This window comes from Pseudomonas sp. RA_15y_Pfl2_54 (assembly GCF_963971015.1).
GTDB classification, from domain to species: domain Bacteria; phylum Pseudomonadota; class Gammaproteobacteria; order Pseudomonadales; family Pseudomonadaceae; genus Aquipseudomonas; species Aquipseudomonas baetica_A.
Genome location: NZ_CAXAPN010000037.1, coordinates 1 through 20,392, shown reverse-complemented (window position 1 = coordinate 20,392; position 20,392 = coordinate 1). Strand labels below are relative to the sequence as shown.

At 56.6% G+C, this 20,392-nt stretch carries 24 protein-coding genes and 2 tRNA genes; 10 read left to right on the top strand and 16 right to left on the bottom strand.

Annotated elements, in window-relative coordinates; all coding sequences use genetic code 11:
* Window positions 1-4 precede the first annotated feature (4 nt).
* The 5 genes from AACY50_RS23780 to AACY50_RS23760 all read right to left on the bottom strand — a co-directional run bounded on the left by AACY50_RS23780 (window position 5) and on the right by AACY50_RS23760 (window position 5,337).
* Window positions 5-1,027 (bottom strand): ABC transporter permease, encoded by a 1,023-nt coding sequence (locus tag AACY50_RS23780; RefSeq protein ID WP_339495983.1) that lies wholly within the window; start codon window positions 1,025-1,027, stop codon window positions 5-7.
* Complete coding sequence (locus AACY50_RS23775) at window positions 1,027-2,088, bottom strand: microcin C ABC transporter permease YejB (protein WP_339433150.1); 1,062 nt, start codon at window positions 2,086-2,088, stop codon at window positions 1,027-1,029. The genes AACY50_RS23780 and AACY50_RS23775 overlap by 1 nt, the downstream gene beginning before the upstream one ends.
* Window positions 2,088-3,956 carry an extracellular solute-binding protein gene (locus AACY50_RS23770; RefSeq protein ID WP_339433151.1) on the bottom strand — a complete coding sequence of 623 codons (1,869 nt, stop codon included), beginning with the start codon at window positions 3,954-3,956 and terminating at the stop codon, window positions 2,088-2,090. The genes AACY50_RS23775 and AACY50_RS23770 overlap by 1 nt, the downstream gene beginning before the upstream one ends.
* A gap of 133 nt (window positions 3,957-4,089) precedes the next feature.
* Window positions 4,090-4,371 (bottom strand): peptidylprolyl isomerase, encoded by a 282-nt coding sequence (locus tag AACY50_RS23765; RefSeq protein ID WP_339433152.1) that lies wholly within the window; start codon window positions 4,369-4,371, stop codon window positions 4,090-4,092.
* Between the two features lie 96 nt (window positions 4,372-4,467).
* Window positions 4,468-5,337, bottom strand: coding sequence for a lipase family alpha/beta hydrolase (locus AACY50_RS23760; protein ID WP_339433153.1), 870 nt, complete (start codon window positions 5,335-5,337; stop codon window positions 4,468-4,470).
* Window positions 5,338-5,671: 334 nt separating this feature from the next.
* Between AACY50_RS23760 and AACY50_RS23755 the strand changes: the two genes are divergently transcribed.
* Complete coding sequence (locus tag AACY50_RS23755) at window positions 5,672-6,751, top strand: hypothetical protein (protein WP_339433154.1); 1,080 nt, start codon at window positions 5,672-5,674, stop codon at window positions 6,749-6,751.
* 53 nt (window positions 6,752-6,804) lie between these two features.
* Here AACY50_RS23755 and AACY50_RS23750 read toward each other — a convergent pair whose 3' ends face one another.
* Complete coding sequence (locus AACY50_RS23750; RefSeq protein ID WP_339433155.1) at window positions 6,805-7,878, bottom strand: 3-deoxy-7-phosphoheptulonate synthase; 1,074 nt, start codon at window positions 7,876-7,878, stop codon at window positions 6,805-6,807.
* A 334-nt stretch (window positions 7,879-8,212) separates the two neighbouring features.
* On the bottom strand, window positions 8,213-8,341 hold the full coding sequence (locus tag AACY50_RS23745; RefSeq protein WP_339433156.1) for a hypothetical protein: 129 nt from the start codon (window positions 8,339-8,341) through the stop codon (window positions 8,213-8,215).
* Window positions 8,342-8,501: 160 nt separating this feature from the next.
* On the opposite strand from AACY50_RS23745, the gene AACY50_RS23740 reads away from it, so the two are divergent.
* From AACY50_RS23740 to AACY50_RS23705, 8 genes are all read left to right on the top strand, one after another.
* Window positions 8,502-9,263 carry a carbon-nitrogen hydrolase family protein gene (locus AACY50_RS23740; protein ID WP_339433157.1) on the top strand — a complete coding sequence of 254 codons (762 nt, stop codon included), beginning with the start codon at window positions 8,502-8,504 and terminating at the stop codon, window positions 9,261-9,263.
* Window positions 9,260-9,703 (top strand): GNAT family N-acetyltransferase, encoded by a 444-nt coding sequence (locus AACY50_RS23735; protein WP_339433158.1) that lies wholly within the window; start codon window positions 9,260-9,262, stop codon window positions 9,701-9,703. Before AACY50_RS23740 ends, AACY50_RS23735 begins: the two co-directional genes overlap by 4 nt.
* 127 nt (window positions 9,704-9,830) lie before the next feature.
* Window positions 9,831-10,472 carry a response regulator transcription factor GacA gene (gene gacA / locus AACY50_RS23730; RefSeq protein ID WP_016984198.1) on the top strand — a complete coding sequence of 214 codons (642 nt, stop codon included), beginning with the start codon at window positions 9,831-9,833 and terminating at the stop codon, window positions 10,470-10,472.
* A 2-nt stretch (window positions 10,473-10,474) separates the two neighbouring features.
* On the top strand, window positions 10,475-12,298 hold the full coding sequence (gene uvrC / locus AACY50_RS23725; protein WP_339495979.1) for an excinuclease ABC subunit UvrC: 1,824 nt from the start codon (window positions 10,475-10,477) through the stop codon (window positions 12,296-12,298).
* A 32-nt stretch (window positions 12,299-12,330) separates the two neighbouring features.
* Complete coding sequence (gene pgsA, locus AACY50_RS23720; RefSeq protein ID WP_221729659.1) at window positions 12,331-12,891, top strand: CDP-diacylglycerol--glycerol-3-phosphate 3-phosphatidyltransferase; 561 nt, start codon at window positions 12,331-12,333, stop codon at window positions 12,889-12,891.
* A gap of 60 nt (window positions 12,892-12,951) precedes the next feature.
* A tRNA-Gly gene (locus AACY50_RS23715) sits at window positions 12,952-13,027 on the top strand.
* A 44-nt stretch (window positions 13,028-13,071) separates the two neighbouring features.
* Window positions 13,072-13,145: transfer RNA gene (locus AACY50_RS23710), tRNA-Cys, on the top strand.
* 239 nt (window positions 13,146-13,384) lie between these two features.
* Window positions 13,385-14,212, top strand: coding sequence for a hypothetical protein (locus tag AACY50_RS23705; RefSeq protein ID WP_339539245.1), 828 nt, complete (start codon window positions 13,385-13,387; stop codon window positions 14,210-14,212).
* A gap of 39 nt (window positions 14,213-14,251) precedes the next feature.
* On the opposite strand, the gene AACY50_RS23700 is transcribed toward AACY50_RS23705, so the two are convergent.
* From AACY50_RS23700 to AACY50_RS23665, 8 genes are all read right to left on the bottom strand, one after another.
* Window positions 14,252-15,319 (bottom strand): tyrosine-type recombinase/integrase, encoded by a 1,068-nt coding sequence (locus AACY50_RS23700; RefSeq protein WP_339539244.1) that lies wholly within the window; start codon window positions 15,317-15,319, stop codon window positions 14,252-14,254.
* Between the two features lie 2 nt (window positions 15,320-15,321).
* The gene (locus tag AACY50_RS23695) at window positions 15,322-15,576 is read right to left on the bottom strand and encodes a DUF4224 domain-containing protein (protein ID WP_339539243.1); all 255 of its coding nucleotides are present in this window, start codon (window positions 15,574-15,576) and stop codon (window positions 15,322-15,324) included.
* Entirely contained in the window at window positions 15,573-15,827 is a 255-nt protein-coding gene (locus tag AACY50_RS23690; RefSeq protein WP_339539242.1) for a hypothetical protein, read from the bottom strand. The genes AACY50_RS23695 and AACY50_RS23690 overlap by 4 nt, the downstream gene beginning before the upstream one ends.
* Before the next feature lie 61 nt (window positions 15,828-15,888).
* Window positions 15,889-18,612: a bifunctional DNA primase/helicase gene (locus AACY50_RS23685; RefSeq protein WP_339539241.1), complete on the bottom strand. Its 2,724-nt coding sequence runs from the start codon at window positions 18,610-18,612 to the stop codon at window positions 15,889-15,891.
* Complete coding sequence (locus AACY50_RS23680; protein WP_339539240.1) at window positions 18,609-18,848, bottom strand: hypothetical protein; 240 nt, start codon at window positions 18,846-18,848, stop codon at window positions 18,609-18,611. Before AACY50_RS23680 ends, AACY50_RS23685 begins: the two co-directional genes overlap by 4 nt.
* 77 nt (window positions 18,849-18,925) lie before the next feature.
* Window positions 18,926-19,174, bottom strand: coding sequence for a hypothetical protein (locus AACY50_RS23675; protein ID WP_339539239.1), 249 nt, complete (start codon window positions 19,172-19,174; stop codon window positions 18,926-18,928).
* The gene (locus AACY50_RS23670; RefSeq protein WP_339539238.1) at window positions 19,171-19,461 is read right to left on the bottom strand and encodes an ogr/Delta-like zinc finger family protein; all 291 of its coding nucleotides are present in this window, start codon (window positions 19,459-19,461) and stop codon (window positions 19,171-19,173) included. The genes AACY50_RS23675 and AACY50_RS23670 overlap by 4 nt, the downstream gene beginning before the upstream one ends.
* 36 nt (window positions 19,462-19,497) lie before the next feature.
* Window positions 19,498-19,704, bottom strand: coding sequence for a DNA-binding protein (locus AACY50_RS23665; protein WP_339539237.1), 207 nt, complete (start codon window positions 19,702-19,704; stop codon window positions 19,498-19,500).
* A 75-nt stretch (window positions 19,705-19,779) separates the two neighbouring features.
* Between AACY50_RS23665 and AACY50_RS23660 the strand changes: the two genes are divergently transcribed.
* Window positions 19,780-20,154: a helix-turn-helix domain-containing protein gene (locus tag AACY50_RS23660; RefSeq protein ID WP_339539236.1), complete on the top strand. Its 375-nt coding sequence runs from the start codon at window positions 19,780-19,782 to the stop codon at window positions 20,152-20,154.
* Window positions 20,155-20,209: 55 nt separating this feature from the next.
* Here the strand turns inward: AACY50_RS23660 and AACY50_RS23655 are convergent.
* Window positions 20,210-20,392 (bottom strand): hypothetical protein (locus tag AACY50_RS23655; protein ID WP_339539235.1); only part of this gene is annotated, 183 nt, incomplete at its 5' end.

The window sequence follows — 20,392 nt, the reverse complement described above, 5'->3', positions numbered from 1 at the left end:
CGCTTCAGGATCGTGGGTCGAATGCGTCGCGTAACGCTTCGCCGATGAACACCAGTAGGGAAAGAATCAGCGCCAGGGTGAAAAACGCCGTCAAGCCCAGCCACGGTGCTTGCAGATTCTGTTTGCCTTGACCGATCAGCTCGCCCAGCGAAGCACTGCCGGCGGGCATGCCGAACCCGAGGAAATCCAGTGCAGTGAGCGTGGAAATCGCCCCGGTCAGAATGAATGGCAGATAGCTGAGCGTGGCGTTCATGGCGTTGGGCAGAATGTGCCGGATAATCACCTTGCGGTCACTCAAGCCCAACGCACGCGCAGCTTTGACGTATTCCAGATTGCGCCCGCGCAGGAACTCGGCACGCACCACGTCGACCAGCGCCAGCCATGAAAACAGCGCCATGATCCCCAGTAGCCACCAGAAATTCGGCTCGACGAAACCGGAGAGGATGATCAGCAGGTACAGCACCGGCAGCCCCGACCAAACCTCAAGCAGTCTTTGCCCCAGCAGATCGACCCATCCACCGTAGTAGCCTTGCAATGCGCCAGCCGCAATACCGATCAATGCGCTGACAAACGTCAGCATCAGCGCAAACAGGATCGACACCCTCGCGCCAAAAATCACCCGTGCCAAGACATCCCGCGCCTGATCGTCGGTGCCCAGCCAGTTGACCGATGTCGGCGGACTTGGCGCGGGTTTGTCCAGGTCATAGTTAGGCGTGTCGTCACTGAACGGGATCGGCGGAAACAGCAACCAGCCGCCGTCCTTGTGGATCAGGTTCTGTACGTAGTCGCTGCGATAATCGGCCTGGAACGGCAGTTGCCCGCCGAAGGCCTGTTCGGTGTGGCGCTTGAATACCGGGAAATACCATTGGCCCTGATAGCTGACCACCAGCGGCTTGTCATTGGCGATCAGTTCGCCGCCCAGGGTCAAGATAAACAGACCGATAAACAGCCACAACGACCACCAGCCACGGCGGTTTTTCTTGAATCGCTCGAAACGGCGACGACCCAGCGGGGAGAGATTGAGCATCAGGCGTTCCTCGCGGAAAAATCAATGCGCGGATCCACCAGCGTGTAGCACAGATCACCGATCAGTTTTATCAAGAGGCCGAACAGGGTGAAGATGAACAGCGAGCCGAACACCACCGGATAGTCCCGCGAGACAGCCGCTTCGTAGCTCATGCGGCCGAGGCCGTCGAGAGAAAAAATTACTTCAATCAGCAGAGATCCGGCGAAGAACACGCTGATAAAGGCTTGGGGTATGCCCGACACCACCAACAGCATCGCATTGCGGAACACATGTCCGTAGAGCACCCGGCGCTCGCTCAGGCCTTTGGCCCGGGCGGTGACCACGTATTGACGCGTTATTTCATTGAGGAACGAGTTCTTGGTCAGGATCGTCAAGGTCGCGAAACCACCGATCACCAGCGAGGTCACCGGCAACACCAGGTGCCAGAAATAATCGGCGACTTTGCCCAGTGTCGACAGCGATTCGAAGTTGTCCGACACCAACCCGCGCACCGGGAACCAGTTCAGCGAGGTGCCACCGGCAAACAGCACGATCAGGAACATCGCAAACAGGAACGCCGGCATTGCATAGCCGATGATGATCGCCGTGCTGCTCCAGATATCGAAATGACTGCCGTGATGCACGGCTTTGCGAATGCCCAGCGGGATCGAAATCAGATAGGTGATCAGCGTCGCCCATAGTCCGAGGGAAATGGTGACCGGCATTTTTTCCAGGATCAGGTCGGTGACCGTGGCACCACGGAAAAAGCTTTTGCCGAAATCCAGTTGCGCGTAGTTCTTGAGCATCAGCCACAGACGCTCAGGGGCCGGTTTGTCGAAGCCGTACTGTTTTTCGATGTCCTTGATCAGTTGCGGATCGAGGCCACGGCTGGCGCGTGAAGTGCTCATGGTTTCGCTTGAGCCGCCACCGACGTTGCCGCTGCCACCGATGCCTTGCAGATGCGCAATGGCCTGTTCGACCGGCCCGCCGGGTGCGGCCTGAATAATCACGAAGTTGACCAGCAGGATGATCACCAGCGTCGGAATGATCAGCAGCAGGCGCCGCAGTATGTAACCCCACATCAGTGCGGTCCTCCGGGTCTGGCGCGTGTGATTTTTTCAGCGGTCATCTGTTGATTGGTCAGCGGCGTCCGGCTGATTTCCCACCAGCTCTCGATGGCTTCGTCATTGCTGGCCTGAACCGATGGAATGCCGAAACGATTCCACCAGACTGTCGACGTTCCCGGCGGGTAGTAGTTGGGGATCCAGTAGTAGTTCCATTGCAGTACCCGGTCCAGCGCGTGGGCGTAGTGCAGCATGTCGGATTGGGTCGAGGCGCGGATGAGTCCGTTGATCAGCGTGTCGACTGCCGGGTTCTTCAACACCATGTAGTTGTTGGCTCCCGGATCGTTGGCCGATGCTGAGCCGAAGTAGTTGAGCAACTCGCCACCTGGGGACGAGCTGACGGGATAACCGGTGACGATCATGTCGTAGTCGCGACTCATCAAGCGGTTGACGTATTGCGAGGAGTCGATGCGACGGATGTTGAGGTCGATGCCGATCTGTTTGAGCGTGCGTTTATACGGCAGCAGCAGGCGATCCATGCCGTTCTGGCTGACCAGAAAAGTGAAGCTGAGCGGCTCGCCCTTGGCATTCACCAGTTGATCGCCATCGGGTCTCCAGCCGGCTTGCTCCAGCAGTTCGAGAGCTTGCAGCTGTTTATCACGGATTATTCCACTGCCATCGGTTTTCGGCGCTTCAAAGACCTTGGTGAAGACCTCTTCGGGAACCTGTGCGCGTAGCGGTTCAAGAATCTTCAACTCAGCGGCATCTGGCAACTTCCGGGCCGCCAGGTCCGTGTTGGAAAAATAGCTCTGCTGGCGGATGTAGAGGTTGCGCATCATCTGCCGGTTGCTCCATTCGAAATCCCAAAGCATGGCCAGAGCCTGACGCACGCGACGATCCTGGAACATGGGCTTTTGCAGGTTGAACACAAAACCCTGAGCTGACTGCGGTGCTTCGGTGGCCAAATGGGCCTTTTGCAGGCGCCCGTCGCGCAGGGCGGGGCTGTCGTAGCCAATCGAATAACCGGTGGCGGAGAACTCACGGTTGTAGTCATAGGCGCCGCCGCGCAATACCTGGCGGGCGACGTCGGTGTCGCCGAAGTACTCGATGCTGAAGTGGTCGAAATTGTAGAGGCCGCGACTGACGGGCAGATCTTTGCCCCACCAATCGGGATTGCGCTCGAACGTGATGCTGCGCCCGGAGTCGACTTTACCGACCCTGTAAGGGCCGCTGCCCAACGGCGGTTCATATCCGCCGCCGCCGGCGAAGTCACGACTCTTCCACCAATGCTCGGGAAAGACCGGCAGGGTCGCGATATCCAGCGGCAGGGTGCGGTTTTCGTTGTTCTTGAAATCGAAACGCACCGTCAGCGGAGCTTCCACTTCGACGCCTTTGACGTCAGCGAACTGCGTGCGATAACGCAGGCTGCCCTGAGTCATCAATAGATCGTAGGTGTAGCGCACGTCTTGGGCCGTGATCGGTTTGCCGTCGGCGAAACGTGCCTTGGGATTGATGAAGAAGCGCAGCGACAGGCCGTCGTCGGAGCGCTCGATCTTTTGCGCGACCAGACCGTAGACCGTGTACGGTTCGTCCATCGAGCGCTGGGCCAGCGGCGAATACAGAAGGCCGTCGATCTGGGTGACACCGATGCCTTTGTCTATATAAGGAAGAATGTGGTCGAAATGGCCGATCTCGATCGCCGAACGGCGCATCGTTCCGCCCTTGGGGGCCAGTGGGTTGGTGTAGTCGAAATGACTGAAACCGGCAGGATATTTGGCGGGCTCGCCATAGACGGTGAGCGCATGTTGCGGTGTCGCGTTTGCACCAGCGGCGCCGTAAAGCAGGGCGAGGGCGGTGAGCATCAATGTGGGGAAAACCAGTCGCATTGTCAGCCTTGGAACCGGGTAATCGATAAGCGCAAGTTGTACGCGAGAGGCGCGCCAGTCGCCAGCCGTATGTGTTACTGAAACACAACGGCCCGCCAAAAGGCGGGCCGTTGAACAACCATCAGGCGACGGATCAGTCCTGACGGCTGGTGACTTCCAGCAGGTGATAACCGAACTGGGTTTTCACTGGGCCTTGCACAGTGTTGATCGGCGCGCTGAATACCACGGTGTCGAATTCCTTGACCATCTGGCCTGGACCGAACGATCCCAGATCGCCGCCTTGACGGCTGGACGGGCAAGTGGAATTGACTTTGGCGACTTCGGCGAAATCGGCGCCGCCTTCGATCTGGGCCTTGAGTTCGTTGCACTTGGCTTCATCGGAAACCAGGATGTGGCGGGCAGTGGCTTTAGCCATGAGAAAACTCTCCAATCTATTTCAGTAAAGTGTGGAGCCTACCGGATTCAGTGAGCGAATTCTCGGCAAAGTTCCGTTCGGTCGTCTGCAGTTTGATTACAGATTCGCCGCTTGCAGGCGTGAGGCATGTTCAACGTAAAGTTCAATCGGGTCTGGCGGCACGATGACGGCCACGGCCGGGCGGCGCAGGCTGGCCAAGTGATCCAGAGGATAGTCGGAACGGATGACCTGGCCCAGGTGAGAGCTGAAACGCCCGACGAAGCCGTCATTCTGTTCCCCTTCAGTTATGAAATATTGTGACAGCGCCCGGCAAACGCCTTGAACCGGGTCGAGAGTTGGCAGGCCGGCTGCCGGCAGGACGCCGCTCCAAGAGTAATAGTGCACACCATTGACCTGGGCCGGACCGTGCCCGCCCCAAGTGGTGGGCAGTCCCTGCGGAAACTTGTCGTTGAAGTCGCCCACACCTTCGGTTGTGAGCGCCTTTAGCGCCGCCAACGCGCTCTGCGGCAGCGTGATATTGCCGCTGAGCATCGAGAGAAAGTCGGCAAACAGTGTCGCCACATTCTGTGCGACGGCCTCCGGCAGCCGACCTGGAATCAGTGCCTTGCGCAGGAAATCAGCCAGCTCCGATCCGTGGTTCGGGCCGCTGACCGAAGTCACCGAGGCTACCGCGTGTGGCGCGAGCGCCGCAGCGTATCGAGCAGCCAATGCTCCCTGGCTATGCCCTATGAGGTTGACTTTGCTGGCGCCTGTGCCTCGCCGGACACGATCAATCTGGGCGAGCAGTTGCTCACCCCTCACTTCGTTGTTGTGGGTGGCGGAGAGGTGCGGAACGAACACTCGGTTGTTAGCCGTTTTCAGAGCGTCCTTGACGTCATGAAACAGCTCGAAATGGCCGATACGTTCGAACCCGAACAGGCCGTGCACCAACAGGATGGGATAACGAGTTGTAGCATTCCGTTGCATGTTCTTACCTTTTCTCAGAAGTTTGTCGGGAAATCTGTGGGCCACTCTAAAACACACAACTCGTTGAAGAAGTACGAAGAGGCTTCACTAGGCCGTTGAATCTGGACTAGAGGGCGTACGAAGTTTCGGATGTTTATGAAATCCAAATCGGAAGTTCTGGCCGTCTTCCGCCTGACAGAAGTTGATTTTGCGTTACTTGCCTACCGCAGTTGCGGCTTTTGCTCTATGGCTGCGACGTATTGGGCTGATAGCGACGGGATGAGCAATCGCGTTCAATGTTGGCTGTCGACGCCGTCAATGAAGGCAGCGTTATATCCAAGGAATGGAGCTACGAATGAACACTCACGAAATCGAGTTTTGCTACCGGATGCGTCACCACGCCAGTCCCGGTACGACCAATGAACTGTTGCCTGCAGCAATGCTCGATTCTCTGGAGGGGGCCGTGCTCGATCCTTCGCTGAGCGAAGTCGTCGTACGTATCGCACCTTATGCAAACATGGCGAATGGGGATCAGTTGCTGTTGAGCTGGGACGGTCTGGATATCGAGGGCTTTGTTTATCAACATGAAATGGTTCGCTTTGTCAGCGAAGCCCAGGTAGGCAAAGACGTCATTTTCGTTGTCAAAGGTCTGCACATCGCAGCGCTGGATGGCGGTTCGCTGGAGGTCTACTGGACACTTGTCAGCGCAGGCCTGTCTGAACCTGCATCTTCTGCCCGTTTGCAGTTGACCGTAGGGGATGCGCGACCGCAGTTGCTGGCTCCCTGTATCGCTGGCGTTGTTGGTGGAGCGCTGGATCCGGCGCGCGCAATGGAAGGCGCGCTCATCAGTCTCCAGCCTTACGCACGGATGGCCGCAGGCGATCAGGTCACGTTGATGTGGTCTGGAGACGCATCACCGCTGTCGTTCAAGGATCGACTGAAGGTCGAAGCCTTCGCTGTCGCAGACATCCTGTCATTCTGGGTTGCTCCTGAATACATCGCAGCTCATCTCGGTGGCGAAGTGACGGTGCGCTATCGAGTCGAGCAAGCGAGTGGCGCGATGCGCGAATCGGAGCCTGCAAGAGTTCTCATCACCCCGTTCGTGCATGGCGACCTGGATGCGCCCGACGTGCTTGAGGCTGATGACGGGGTGCTGTCGATGGCAGATTCAATTGACGGTGTCACCGTGGTGATTGGCAATGCCCGGACACAAGAGGGTGAGTTGGTCTACCTCAAGTGCGATGGTGATTTTTTCAATCATCGGGATGACCGTGAAATCACTCGGGAAACCGCTGGCAAACCGCTGATTTTCATCGTGCCGCATCGTTTCTGGCGAGAGCATCTTGGCTCGACTGTACGGGTTGCCTATTCGGTCGAGCGGCTGGACGATGTCAGTCATGAGTCGGTGGCGACACTGGTGCGCGTAGAAACATAACTGCAACACGGCCTGCCCTCCGGCTTTGAATGAGCCGCAGGGCAGGTTTGCAATCACGCTCTGGCTTTGGCGCCAAGACGCCGAGCGGCATCAAGCAGCAATCGTTCCGTGGCGCTGAAACCGAGGCAGCCATCGGTGATCGAAACGCCGTAGCGCAGCGATCCACTCAGCGGCTGACAGCCTTCGAACAGATGAGACTCCAGCATCATACCGATCAGGGAGCGATCGCCGTGCAAGCGTTGTTCAAGTACTTCGTTGAAGACGGCTGGTTGACGCAGCGGATCCTTGCCACTGTTGGCGTGACTGCAATCGATCATGATCCGGCTCGGAATATTCAAACGTTTCAGGTCGGCGTGAATGCTTGCCACGCTATCGCGATCGTAGTTAGGCCCCTGATGGCCACCGCGTAACACCAAATGGGTATCCGGGTTGCCGGGCGTCTGAATAATCGCCGGATGCCCCTGGCTGTCGACCCCAAAGTGGCGATGTGGATGGGCTGCCGAGCGCATGGCATCCACAGCAACGGCTGCGCCACCGTCGGTGCCATTCTTGAAGCCTACCGGCATGCTCAAGCCGCTGGCCATCTCGCGATGGATTTGTGATTCCGTCGTTCGTGCGCCAATGGCAACCCAACCGAGCAGGTCGTCGAAGTATCCTGCCGCCATGGGCTGTAACAGTTCGGTCGCTACGGGCAAGCCGAGGCTGATCATTTCCAGCATCAGTGTGCGGGACATCGTCAGGCCGCCGGCCATGTCGTCACTGCCATCCAGGTGCGGATCGTAAGCCAGGCCTTTCCAGCCGACAGTAGTGCGCGGCTTCTCGACGTACGCACGCATCACCAGCAGCATCTCGTCGCTGACATCTTCAGCCAGTCGGGCGAGTTTGCCCGCATATTCAATGGCGGACTCAGGGTCGTGGATAGAGCAGGGGCCTACGATGACCAACAGGCGCTGGTCTTTACCATTGAGGATCGCGCGAACCGCCTGGCGGTGGGCGGCGACCTGTCGGCTCAAGGCATTGCTCAGGGGCAATTGCTGTTTGAGTTGCAACGAACTGGGCAGGCGCAGCGTCAGCGCTTCGTTGGCAGAATCGAGTGACAGTGGCAGAGCAGAAACGGACGAGTTCATATGTGTTCTTCCTGGGCTGGCGGCGGTTCTTCCCGCTCGCTCGGCCCTACTGGGGTGTTCGACAATTGGCCGGATTGGCTACGTGTGCGTGTTTGCCACCTGTTGGTGACCGATCGGAGGCGGCAGGCTGTCCCGAGCGGAGGCTGGTAAATCGCCAGGCGCTAAAGCTGTCGTAACGGTAATAAGTGGCGTAGTTCATTTCGTGAATCCTCAAAGTGTCTGGTGCGTTGCTGAAAAAGTTTGGGCCTGAAAAAACAAAACCCCCGGTCGGGGAGCCGACCGGGGGTTGAGAAATCTCTGGTAGGCGACCCGTTTTCATGGGCGCCGGTGGGTATCAGGCGCGCCAGTGGCTAAACCAATACCCAAAATAAAAGCTGGCCGAAGCGCAAACGTCTTTCGCCTGGGCAGCCACAACCGAGCGCAGGGCGCTGGCGGTACGAAGCTGTAAGAGGGCGTTGAACATGGTTTGTCTCCGATGAATGCGCCGAGCTTACTAGAGGCCGATACGCCATATCAATCAGAAAATGCTATCGCATCACCCACAAAACGCCTATCGCTTGAGTGCTGCAAGGGTTGTGACACACTCCGCGTTTCGCCTGATGACCAAGGAAGAATGACGAACCATGTCGACACTCACCATTGCTGCCGCCCAGATAACGTCGATAAAGGGGGATCTTGGCGCAAACATTGCCCGTCACAGGCGTTTTATCGAGGCCGCGGCGCAGCAGGGCGTCGAATTGCTGGTGTGCCCTGAATTATCGCTGACCGGCTATGAAGGGGAAAAAGCGGCTGCGTTGGCCATTGACCCGCAAGACTCTGTGCTCGAGCCGTTACGGTATTTGGCCCGAAAGCTCGGCATCACGACTGTCGTCGGTATGCCAATACGGCTGGAAGGGCGTTCGGCGGTATTGATCGGTGCGCTGGTCCTGGGTGCCGATGGCTCGCTTGAGGTGTACAGCAAACAACATCTGCACTCGGGTGAGGAGATTGTCTTCGTTCCCGGCCACGGAGGGCCGGCCTTGAGCATTGGCAAGGATACGGTTGCGCTGGCGGTCTGCGCCGACTTCTCTCATGCCAGTCATGCCGCAGCGGCCGCTGATCGAGGCGCGAATCTTTACGCTGCGGGTGTCTTGATCAGTGAGAAAGGTTATGTAGCAGACACCGCGCTGCTTGCGGGTTATGCCAGGCAACACAAGATGGCTGTGTTGATGGCCAACCACGGCGGCCTCACCGGCGGATGGCAGTCAGCAGGGCGAAGCGCGATCTGGTCCGAGGAGGGTTCGCTGATTGTTTCGGCGCCGGGGGCGGGTGATCTTCTGGTGGTTGCCCGTCGCGATGCAGGTGAATGGCGGGGTCAGGTCGTTGCCATTTCGGAGGCTCAATGACATTCCAGCTCAGGCGTGCGACTTCAGAGAACCTGGCGTTTTCGCGAAATCTCACTTGTCAGAACATGCTGCGCTATTACATTCACCATGACCTGTTGTGGCAGGACGAAGCGTTTGACGTGGCCTGGTCGGGGCGCGAGAACTGGCTGATATTAGTGGCTGATACACCTGCAGGATTTTTCAGCCTCAGCCGGGATGCGCGGGCCCTGTATATTCGCGAATTGCAAATTGCTGAAGCCTTTCAGGGGAGGGGCGCGGGTTCCTGGGCAATTGATCAGGTTATTGGCATGACCCGTCAAGAAAAGCGTCCGGCTTTGCGCCTGACGGTGTTTGAAAATAATCCAGCGAAAAATTTGTATCAGAGAAAAGGACTGCGAGTACAAGGCGAAGACGAGTGTTTTCTGCGCATGCAGTTGGATATCAGTACACCTGTGCTCTGAAACCCACGGCCGGCAAGCCTTCTATGATGAATTGAAACTTTTTTAATGATGCTTGCCGCTAGGTCTGTCGGACACTTTTTGCTAAGGTGTCCGGCATCCCAATAAGACCATATCGCGAGGTGTCTGCTTGATTAGGGTGCTAGTGGTCGATGACCATGATCTCGTTCGTACAGGCATTACACGAATGCTGGCCGATATTGATGGTCTGCAGGTGGTTGGCCAAGCCGAGTCGGGGGAAGAATCCCTGATCAAGGCCCGAGAGTTGAAGCCCGATGTGGTTCTGATGGACGTCAAGATGCCTGGCATCGGCGGCCTCGAAGCCACGCGCAAACTGCTGCGCAGTCATCCTGACATCAAGGTGGTCGCGGTTACGGTGTGTGAAGAGGATCCTTTTCCTACACGATTGCTGCAGGCCGGCGCTGCGGGTTATCTGACCAAGGGCGCGGGGCTGCCGGAAATGGTGCAGGCCATTCGCCTGGTTTTTGCCGGCCAGCGCTATATCAGCCCGCAAATTGCACAGCAATTGGCGATCAAATCCTTTCAGCCGTCCAATGATTCGCCTTTCGACGCCTTGTCCGAGCGCGAGATTCAGATTGCGTTGATGATTGTTGGCTGTCAGAAAGTACAGATCATTTCCGACAAATTGTGTCTGTCGCCGAAAACCGTGAACACCTATCGCTATCGCATTTTCGAGAAGCTTTCGATCAGCAGCGATGTCGAGTTGACGCTGTTGGCGGTTCGTCACGGCATGGTCGATGCCAGCCTCTGACCATGACTGAAACATTCGATTCCGGCGCCTTTCTGTCGACCGTCAGTGGGCGCCCCGGCGTCTATCGCATGTTCGACAGCGATGCGCGTCTGCTCTACGTAGGCAAGGCCAAGAACCTCAAGAAACGTCTGGCGAGCTACTTTCGCAAAACGGGTCTGGCGCCAAAAACGGCTGCGCTGGTCGGGCGTATTGCTCAGGTCGAAACGACCATCACCGCCAACGAAACTGAAGCGCTGTTGCTTGAGCAGACCCTGATCAAGGAGTGGCGGCCGCCGTACAACATCCTGTTGCGCGACGACAAATCCTATCCTTATGTCTTTCTGTCTGACGGACAGTTCCCGCGTCTGAGCATCCATCGCGGGGCGAAAAAGGCCAAGGGCAAGTATTTCGGTCCTTATCCGAGTGCCGGTGCAATACGCGAAAGTCTGAGCTTGCTGCAAAAGACGTTTTTTGTTCGTCAATGTGAAGACAGCTACTACAAGAACCGCACCCGGCCGTGTCTGCAATATCAGATCAAGCGCTGCAAGGCGCCGTGTGTCGGGCTGGTTGAGCCTGATGTCTATGCTCAGGACGTGCGTCACTCGGTAATGTTTCTCGAAGGGCGCAGTCATGCGCTGACCAATGAGCTGTCTGCGGCGATGGAGGAGGCTGCGATCAATCTTGAATTCGAGCGTGCTGCCGAGTTGCGTGATCAGATCGCTTTGCTGCGTCGGGTTCAGGATCAGCAGAGCATGGAAGGCGGTACGGGCGATATCGATGTCATCGCCGCCTTCGTCAACCCGGGCGGCGCTTGCGTGCATTTGATCAGTGTCCGTGGCGGACGCGTGTTAGGCAGCAAGAATTTCTTCCCGCAAGTGGGGATCGAAGAGGACGTTTCTGAAGTGATGGCAGCGTTTCTCGGGCAATACTTCATCAGTAGCCCGGAGCGCGATTTGCCGAGCGAGCTGATCGTGAACGTGGTGCACGACGATTTTCCGACGCTGATCGAGGCGATTCATGGATTGCGTGGCCGCGAATTGGCCATCAGCCACAGGGTGCGTGGCACCCGAGCGCGCTGGCAGCAACTGGCCGTTACCAACGCAGAGCAGGCGTTGGGCGCGCGTCTGGCCAATCGTCAACATACGGCAGCGCGTTTTGAAGCGCTGGCGCAAGTGTTAAACCTCGATGAGCCTCCGCAGCGCCTGGAGTGCTACGACATCAGTCATTCCAGCGGTGAGGCAACGGTCGCCTCCTGTGTGGTCTTTGGCCCGGAAGGCGCGATCAAATCGGATTACCGCCGCTACAACATTGAAGGCGTCACGGCGGGTGACGACTATGCCGCCATGCACCAGGCCTTGACGCGACGCTTCAGCAAACTCAAGGATGGCGAGGGCAAGCTGCCGGACATCTTGTTGGTCGACGGTGGTAAAGGCCAGTTATCGATGGCCCGTGACGTCCTCAACGAGTTGGCCGTGCCGGACCTGATTTTGCTCGGTGTTGCCAAAGGCGCAACTCGCAAGGCTGGTTTCGAAACGTTGTATCTGAATGATGCCGCGCACGAGTTCACTCTACGCGGCGACTCGCCGGCGCTGCACCTGATTCAGCAGATCCGCGATGAGGCCCACCGTTTCGCAATTACCGGACACCGAGCTCGCCGCGGCAAAACCCGCCGTACGTCAACCCTGGAAGGCGTTGCCGGCGTAGGACCGACCCGGCGTCGCGACTTATTGAAACATTTTGGTGGATTGCAGGAGCTGTCTCGTGCAAGCATCGAAGAGATCGCCAAAGCCCCGGGGATCAGTAAAAAGCTCGCAGAGTCGATTTATGCAAACCTGCATAGCGAGTAGAATGCCCCTTCACCTCGTAGCCAGTTGTGCCGATGAATATCCCTAATCTGATTACCGTTTTACGCGTCCTGCTTATCCCGATCTTTATTTTGCTGTTTTATTTGCCTTACGAATGGAGTTACATGGCCTCCGCCTCGGTGTTTGCCTTCGCGGCAGCGACGGACTGGCTGGATGGTTACCTGGCCCGCCGCCTGGAACAAAGCACTCCGTTCGGAGCGTTCCTGGATCCGGTTGCTGACAAACTCATGGTCGCGGTGGCTCTGGTGCTGTTGGTGCAAGAACATGGCAATCTGTGGCTCACGCTGCCCGCCGCCGTGATCATTGGTCGCGAGATTGTCGTTTCTGCTCTGCGTGAGTGGATGGCCGAACTCGGTGCTCGCGCTCATGTCGCAGTTTCGAACCTGGGCAAATGGAAAACCGCCGCGCAAATGCTCGCGTTGGTGATCCTGCTGGCCAATCCCAAGGACTTCAGCTTCTGGGTCATTCTGGGTTACGTCTTGCTGTTGGTGTCCGCAGGCTTGACGCTGTGGTCGATGATTCAATACCTTCGTGCCGCCTGGCCGCACCTGAAGACGGATGTTGAAAAGAAATAAAACTTTTTTGAATCAAGGGGTTGACGAAGCTTCTTAATTCTATAGAATGCGCATCACCAAGCGGGAATAGCTCAGTTGGTAGAGCACGACCTTGCCAAGGTCGGGGTCGCGAGTTCGAGTCTCGTTTCCCGCTCCAATTTGTACGTGTTTGTTGTTCGCTACTGACAGCAAATGCTTTGAGGCCGAGTAGCAAAATGGTTATGCAGTGGATTGCAAATCCACCTACGCCGGTTCGATTCCGACCTCGGCCTCCACTATTGAAAACCCCGTAGATCAATGATCTACGGGGTTTTTTATTGCCTGTGAAAAAGTGGGGTGTTCCGCAATTTTTCACAGGCGTTCCGCAACCCGCACCTCCCTGAGAGAATTTAGGTTTGCTAGTTAGTTGCTGCAGCGACGAGCTGATCCCTGTGGTAAAACTTTCGTGACAGGTGTTTTTCTGCTGGCGTCGTGCCATATTTACGCTTTAGAGGGAGTGGAGCAGGTACGGATCATGAAAGTATTTGTTAGCTGGTCTGGCCTTCGGAGCAAGGTTGTAGCCGAGCTTCTAAGTGACTGGATCAAATGCGTCTTGCAGGCATCACAGCCGTGGATCTCGACGCGTGATATTGATAAGGGCGCAATATGGTTTTCTGAAATCTCTGATCAGCTCAGGGAAACGGCAGCCGGCATCGTGTGTTTGACTCAAGAAAATAAGAACAAACCATGGATTCTTTTCGAGACAGGTGCGTTGGCGAAGGGACTGAGCACGAATCGTGTCTGCACGTTTCTAATCGATTTAGCTCCCTCCGACATCGAAGACCCCCTGGCTCAGTTCAATCACACAACGCCTGATCGCACCTCAATGTGGGGTTTGATCAGTTCGCTGAATGGTTGCCTTGAAGGGGCGCGCTTAGATGAACGGATACTAAGACAAGTATTTGATACTTACTGGCCAAATTTCGAAAAGTCATTTGCGGAAGCTTTGGCTAAAACTCCGCAGGAAGCTGATGTTGAACCGAGATCTGGAGACAGCATCTTGGGTGAAATTCTCGCGAATACCAGGATGCTGTCGAGTCGAGTGAGAGAGCTAGAAAGCAGGGTTTCTATGAGTGCTGAGCCAGTGATTGAAACTGGCCCAATGAGTAATAAATCCTACGTTCATCACTTGGCAAGGGACACCAATACTCCGATACAAAACATCATTGAGACCGCTAAGACATTAGGGGTGCCCTATTCGGAAGTTGAAGAGTGGTTGAATACTTACCGAGTGGTTAAAGTAGATCGCAAGGGTAAGGTGGGAGTTGAGAATCCCCCTCGGCCCGGCCCGGCACTTGGTTAGGCCTTATGCTGTAGCTGAAACCATGAACAATAGTGAGCCCTATTTAGTAGGGTTCACTATCTCTCCAACTCTCCGGTATACCTTTTTCGTCATCTCCTCGGTTGAGTGACCGAGTAATCGACTGGCATCCTTGATGTCCTCAATTTCGCTACCGGCCTTCGGTCGGATGTCCCTGAATTGAAACTTCCGGATTGTGGTGGCCAGCTCGGTGTCACCGTCGGTTGCAGCCTTCGTCGCAGCCTTGTCCCGGGCTTCGTCCCAGCGGTTGCGCAACATGTTATAGCTCATGCGGAGGCCCGTTTGGTTGGTGATCAGGATCGATGTCCTGGTTCCAGCCTGGGCTCGCCGGTCAAGTAGTCCGTTGATGAAGACGCAGAGGTCCGTTTCGTTGTCGCCGTCGTAGAGACGGATTCTCAGGCGTTTTTCAGTCTTGCCCTGGCCAACCATCAGAAAGCCATGATTGAGATCGGTGGTCGATGCCTTCAGCACGTCAGCCGGGCGCTGCCCAGTCAAATACGCCAAGTCCATCGCATCCTGAAGATCCTGCCCAGCCTGTTCGTATACCGCATTCCAGATGATATCGCCGGCATAGAAGTCCCGAGGCGTCTCCTTGTTCCGCCGAACGCCGAAACAGGGGTTGGCCTTGTCGGTCAGTCCCCACTCCCGAGCAAAGGTAAACATGGTCGAAAGCAACGCTATCTCACGGTTGGCGCGTACCTTGGCCGTACGTGCATCTCGATACTGGGCAATCACCTGCGGCGTGATCGCATCGATCGGGGCTGATTCAAAGGCATTTCTAAGCTGCTTGAGGCCCTTGAGATAGTCCTTTTGAGTGCCAGGCTTAACGGTCGGAATCACCTTCTTTTCGTAATCATCAAAAAGCCTGCCCATCAAGTGGGCCGGTTTCGGAGTCGCTTTGCGGTCTAACCGCGCCCATTCGATCTTGGCCTCGTCAAGATCGCTACCCAGAGGAATCTCCACGCGATTCCCCTCGGCGTCCCTGCCGTTGTAGTAATAACCCACCCAGACTTGGCCGTTTTTTCTTTTCCGGGTGCGGCGGATCATCCGTGGCGGCAGGTCTCGGTTTTCAGGTTTCTTCAGTCGCATTGTTAGTTCACGCGCGATAGATCAAGGGACCAGGTTTCGGCGACAGCGTTGTTGGCTGACGGTTTTACCCCGGCAAGTTTTAAACGGGCGTAAACACGACCCACGACTGGACGTTGTGCGCCCGTGAGGACGTATTCCCATTCGTTGCGGGTTAACCACTGGCGCTGGAAACACGGTGTCTTGTATCCGGTGATGGTCGCCAGTTCATCCTCCGAAAGCGTCTCGCTCGCCAGATGAGGCTGGTTTTCTCGGCTCATGCTTGCTCCAAAGAGAACGGAGCTCGTGGCTGTGGATATTGTCCGGAGGGCGCATTTAGTCGTTCGAGCAGGTAACTGGCGGCGTGCTTCGAGGGCTGCACGCTTTCATTGGCCGTCTTAGCACTCATTCCTTCGTGCATGCGGACGCTGTACCCGGCAATGCGTGCAGCGACAAAAGAAACCTCGTCGCAGGCTGTGAAAATGTTCGTGGAGGCCTCTATACCGCTTCCGCTTGGTTTTTGTGCATGCATGGTGTTTCTCCTTTACGCATCCCGGCACTACAGCGCCGAGTGATCCTTTGAATGCAGCGCGTCACGCCCGCTTAAAAATCCAGCAGCGCACAGTAGAGCTCCGTCTTGGCGCTCCGTAGATTACGGCTTGCGAAGCGCGGACTGCGCTGTACACCGCCTTATTGGTTTCCAACCACTTACGGCTGCGGCTATTCACCAACAGGCCCCGCAGCGTCTTGAGGTCGCCCAGGTTCTGTCTATGCACACTGGCCAGTTCAGCGAACTCGTTGAGATTGATCGCAATGAGTTTCGGGTCGATGCTGTGATTGACCTGCGGCCCTTCGCCGAGACTTTCGAGGTAGTCGAAAACCTCCCAAAACTCGGCAACCAGCGGATGGTCAGCGCTGATCGCAGCTTGTCGTTCCAGCGCCATGGACATCAGCGCCTGTTGTGTCGTGGCTACCTGGTTGTCATCGAGCGGGCACACCAGCCGCAGACAATCCACGAGAGCCATCAACTGGCTGTGATTCTTGATGATCCGTTCCACACGAATCTCCTTGAGTTCGCGCAACTGCCGCTCATGAACCATCACGCGCTCTGCAAATCGGGTCATCACCTGCGCTTCCGCACGCACAGCCAGCAGCAAAAAATGACTCAACTGCTCAACTGGAATCAGGTTCAGATTGTCAGCGGCCGCGCGACTCTCAGTGGTGACTGCCGGCCGCGCAAAATGCGATTTGATGATGCGCGTCAGGATCGCTTCCGACGCGCTGACATCGGCGTTCTGACTGATCGCAATCGCCCCACGAAACGGCGGCTCGTAGGTCTCGTTCCCGCTGGTTTTCATGCCTTTGGTACCGAGCGTGCCGCCGCCGTAATAGTCCTTCAGCTCGTCCCAGTCGAAGCCTTTGGCGTGCGCTTTGTCCGGTTCATTCCGGTCTCCCTCGATCAGCACTACCGGCATGTTGGAGACTTGCCCCATCGCCCGCTGGCGCCCGGCCCGGGTCGATTTCGACGGATCAAAACCCTCATGCTCGCGGCCTAGCAGCTTCCACAAAAAAGTCAGTAGCGTGGTCTTGCCGGCGCCGGCCTCACCGGTGACCTCAAGGAAGGGAAACGACTTGTACTTCGCGCGTATTTGCTCGGCGAACAGCGAGCCAAACCAGAAGGCGAGGGCGACAATTCCCTTTGCACCGAAGCACAACCACAGCATCGGCAGCCAGTCGGTGCGGTACTGCTTGCTGTCGCGCTGAATGTGCATGGTGATCGACTTCTGCAGTGTCTTGAGTCGCAGCTTGCCGAATTCGAAAAAGTCTTCCTTGTTCACCAGACTGACGATGCCGCCCCGTACTGCGAGATCGCCGAACACGTAGCAACTGTGCTGCTTGCTGTAGCCGACGAAGTCGATCGTTTCGGCAGTCTTCAAACCGAACAGTTGATCCTTCATGATCTTGTCGAGCTGCTTACTGCTACCGGTAAACACCGCGCCGGCAGCCATACCCAGCAGCCTTTTCTTGAATTCGCTGGCGGCGGCAACCTGGCCACCAGTGAAAGTGTTTTTCACGCTGCCACTGTCGTGGGGGAAGTCGACGCGAAAGTAATACCAGGATTCGTCGGTGACTTCGTTGCGCTGAAAATACAGGGCCTGCGGGTAGCAGTTGGCAATCTCGACAACACCGCCACATTGGCGCAAGGCTTTTTGCTTGCGCTGGCCTTCGCTGAGTAGCTGGTCTTCATGAAGGTCGGAAGTTTCGAGAGCGTGCATCGCCTTGCTGAAACGCTCCAGATCCATCCTGAACCAGTACAAACGACTGTCGAAGCTGAAGTGAAATTCATGGCGCTCGCGCCAGTCGTACATCAGCACGCCTTTCTCTGAGGCGCTTTCCGCTATTAACAAAGAGCCGTGATAACGGGCGGTGGCCACGTCTTTTTTGATCTGCTCGGTACGTTGATTTTCTTCATCGATGAAAGCCCAGCGCTGATGCAGATCGTTCCAGTCGACCTTGCGGCTGTCCGTCTGCTGAATCTGCGCCGCTTCACATTCGAAACCCAGGGCGCGAGCCTGGCGCACCCAGCGCTTGGTGTATTTGTGCGCGCCGGGTTCGTTGTCCAGTGCCCAAACGAGCTTGGGCAACTTGCCGCCGCGCTGGCGTGCGAGTTCCTTCAATGAAGCCTCAGGGAACGCGTTGGACGACATCGCGGACACTGCCGCGATGCCGTTATGCACCAGAGCGATCGCGTCGAAAATACCCTCGACAATCCACAGCTCTTTGACCTCCAGCAACTCGATAGAGGGCGGGCACCACCAGACGCCACGCGGACTGTCGCCGGGCTTGAAGCGCGCTTTCATCTTGCCGAAGCGATGCGGCCGATCGATCAGGCGCTCCCAGTAACCTCCCTTTTCCAGCGTGAACCGCACCGTCGCGCTGCCGGCGTTCAACGCCTCAGAGAAATACGTTTCCTGAGAGAACCAGCCCTCAATCACTTCAAACCGGAAGCCTCGGGCAAACTCAAGGTAAGCCCGAGCGGTCGCCAACGGAAATTGCTCGGAGGAGGGGGCGCGCTTGCTCCAATCGTCGAACAGGTCCTCGTAGATATCCTTGAGGTGCCACCGCTGTGCGCATTTGCTTTCTCGCCCGCAGATGATCAGCCAAGGCTCTGAATAGCGTGTGTAAAGTTCCTTTTTTCCACACGCAGGGCATTTGCCGCCCCTAAGATAATCGGTGCTCAAGCGGCGCTGGAGCCCATAGTCCTCCTTGAGGCGCAGCAGCACGTCAGCATGCAGGTTGCTGGCAAACGCGCTCACCGGTGAAATCTCCTCCCGAGCCCGTGGGAGAGCGCCACAATCAAATGCCGTAGGCCCGACATCATCGGGATTTCCGAAAGCAACACGTCGTGGCGCTGGTCAATGGGGATCGAGCTGAAACGCTCCTCGTACCAGTGTGTCTGGAATTGCTCCGCGTACTGCGAGCGTATGGCGTCGAGTAGGAGTTCCGTTTCAACGCGAGTCAGGTTGCTGTTGATGCTGACGTTATCTTCCATGAAAACCTCGAATTTTAGGCAAAGCGCACCCGTCATCCCGCACAGCGGGAATGCCGGTTGTTAAAAGGAGTAGGTGTTTAGAGCGTGTTGCTAACGCCCACTGTGCTAACTGAATGCTGGGTGCATTGCATGTCAGTCCAGGCCAAATGCACCAGCTTCGCGGCAAGACAGGCGGGCACTTCCAGGCCAACGATCAAATGGCGCTCAGCACGGCTGAACAAACGATCTGAGTCGACCAGGTACTCAGCGCGATGCCGCAACAAGTAAGCGTGGGCGGCGTCCTGCATGCAGGTGCGGTAGTCGGGGGCCAAATGGAGGGCTTTCATTGTGCGCCCTCCATTACTTGAGGCGGAATCAACGACAGTTGATTGTCATCGGGCTGCATGGCTGCTCGACGCAACGCCACGCAGGCCAGGGGGAGCTGCACGGCAGGGTTTGCCATGCCACTCGGGCTCATCTCATGCGTCATCTCAAACTCAGCCCGCACGGACCAGCCGCAGGCTTCATTGAGGCATTGCAGATAAGCGACACGCAGAAAAATATGAGTGCCTTCACTGGTGCGTATTCGCATCCGGGAATGGCAATGGGCGCAAACGAGTTTGTAAGTGCTCAATGGCGGCATCCTTGCGTTAATGAACGATGGTGTAGCTCAGTCTCCGGCGCTGATCGTGCCGAGCTTGATACCCAGCAACACCGCAGCGATGTGTGCTTTGCCGCGGAGTCCTTTCTTGCGGCCGTTGAGCAAGTCACTGACCAAATTACTGTTCAGATCGTTACGGCGGCAAAACTCAGCGAGACTGATGCCCTTTTGAACCAATTCCGCTCGGGCTTGCTCGGGTGTGAGTGGGGCGGGCATAGTGTCCATTCGTGTGCATTCGTGTTGGTTTGACTTCATTATGCCCAAATAGTTGGGCCTGTAAAGGATGAAAGCTTGAAAAGTTGTGCATCTCCGGAAGACTTGGACGTTGGAGTGGGTGAGCGTTTACGCGAAGAAAGGACGCGCTTGGGGCTCAACCAGGATGCCTTTGCACAGCAGGGCGGCATCACTCGCAATACCCAGGGCAGCTATGAAAAGGGCGAACGTAACCCTGATTCCGCCTACCTCACGGCCGTAGCCAAAGCCGGTGTGGACGTACTCTACGTCTTGACCGGTGGGCGTTTGCCGGCATCTGCCAGTGGCTTGAATGCTACGGAGGATCAACTCCTCCAGCAGTTCCGCAGCCTGTCCGACTATGACCAAAAAGCTGTGCATCGCATCGTGGGTGCAATGGCCGAAGTCACCCACCTTTCCGGTGCCAAGAAATAACTCGTCGACATTTAGAACATTCGTTACGACGGATTTCAGTTTTGATTTTCCACGCTCATGAGTAACGTTGCCCCTGCAATGCACTTAATGGAGTAGTGGGCATTTGGATCAAGCGGCGTTTTTCAAGGTTGTTGTCGCGTCGCCGTCTAACTATGCCGCTCTTTTCTCGGTCTGCTGCTGCCGATCCGGGTTCAACATCACAGTGCCCATCGGCTCCCAGTTTCTTGTCTGGCCAGAC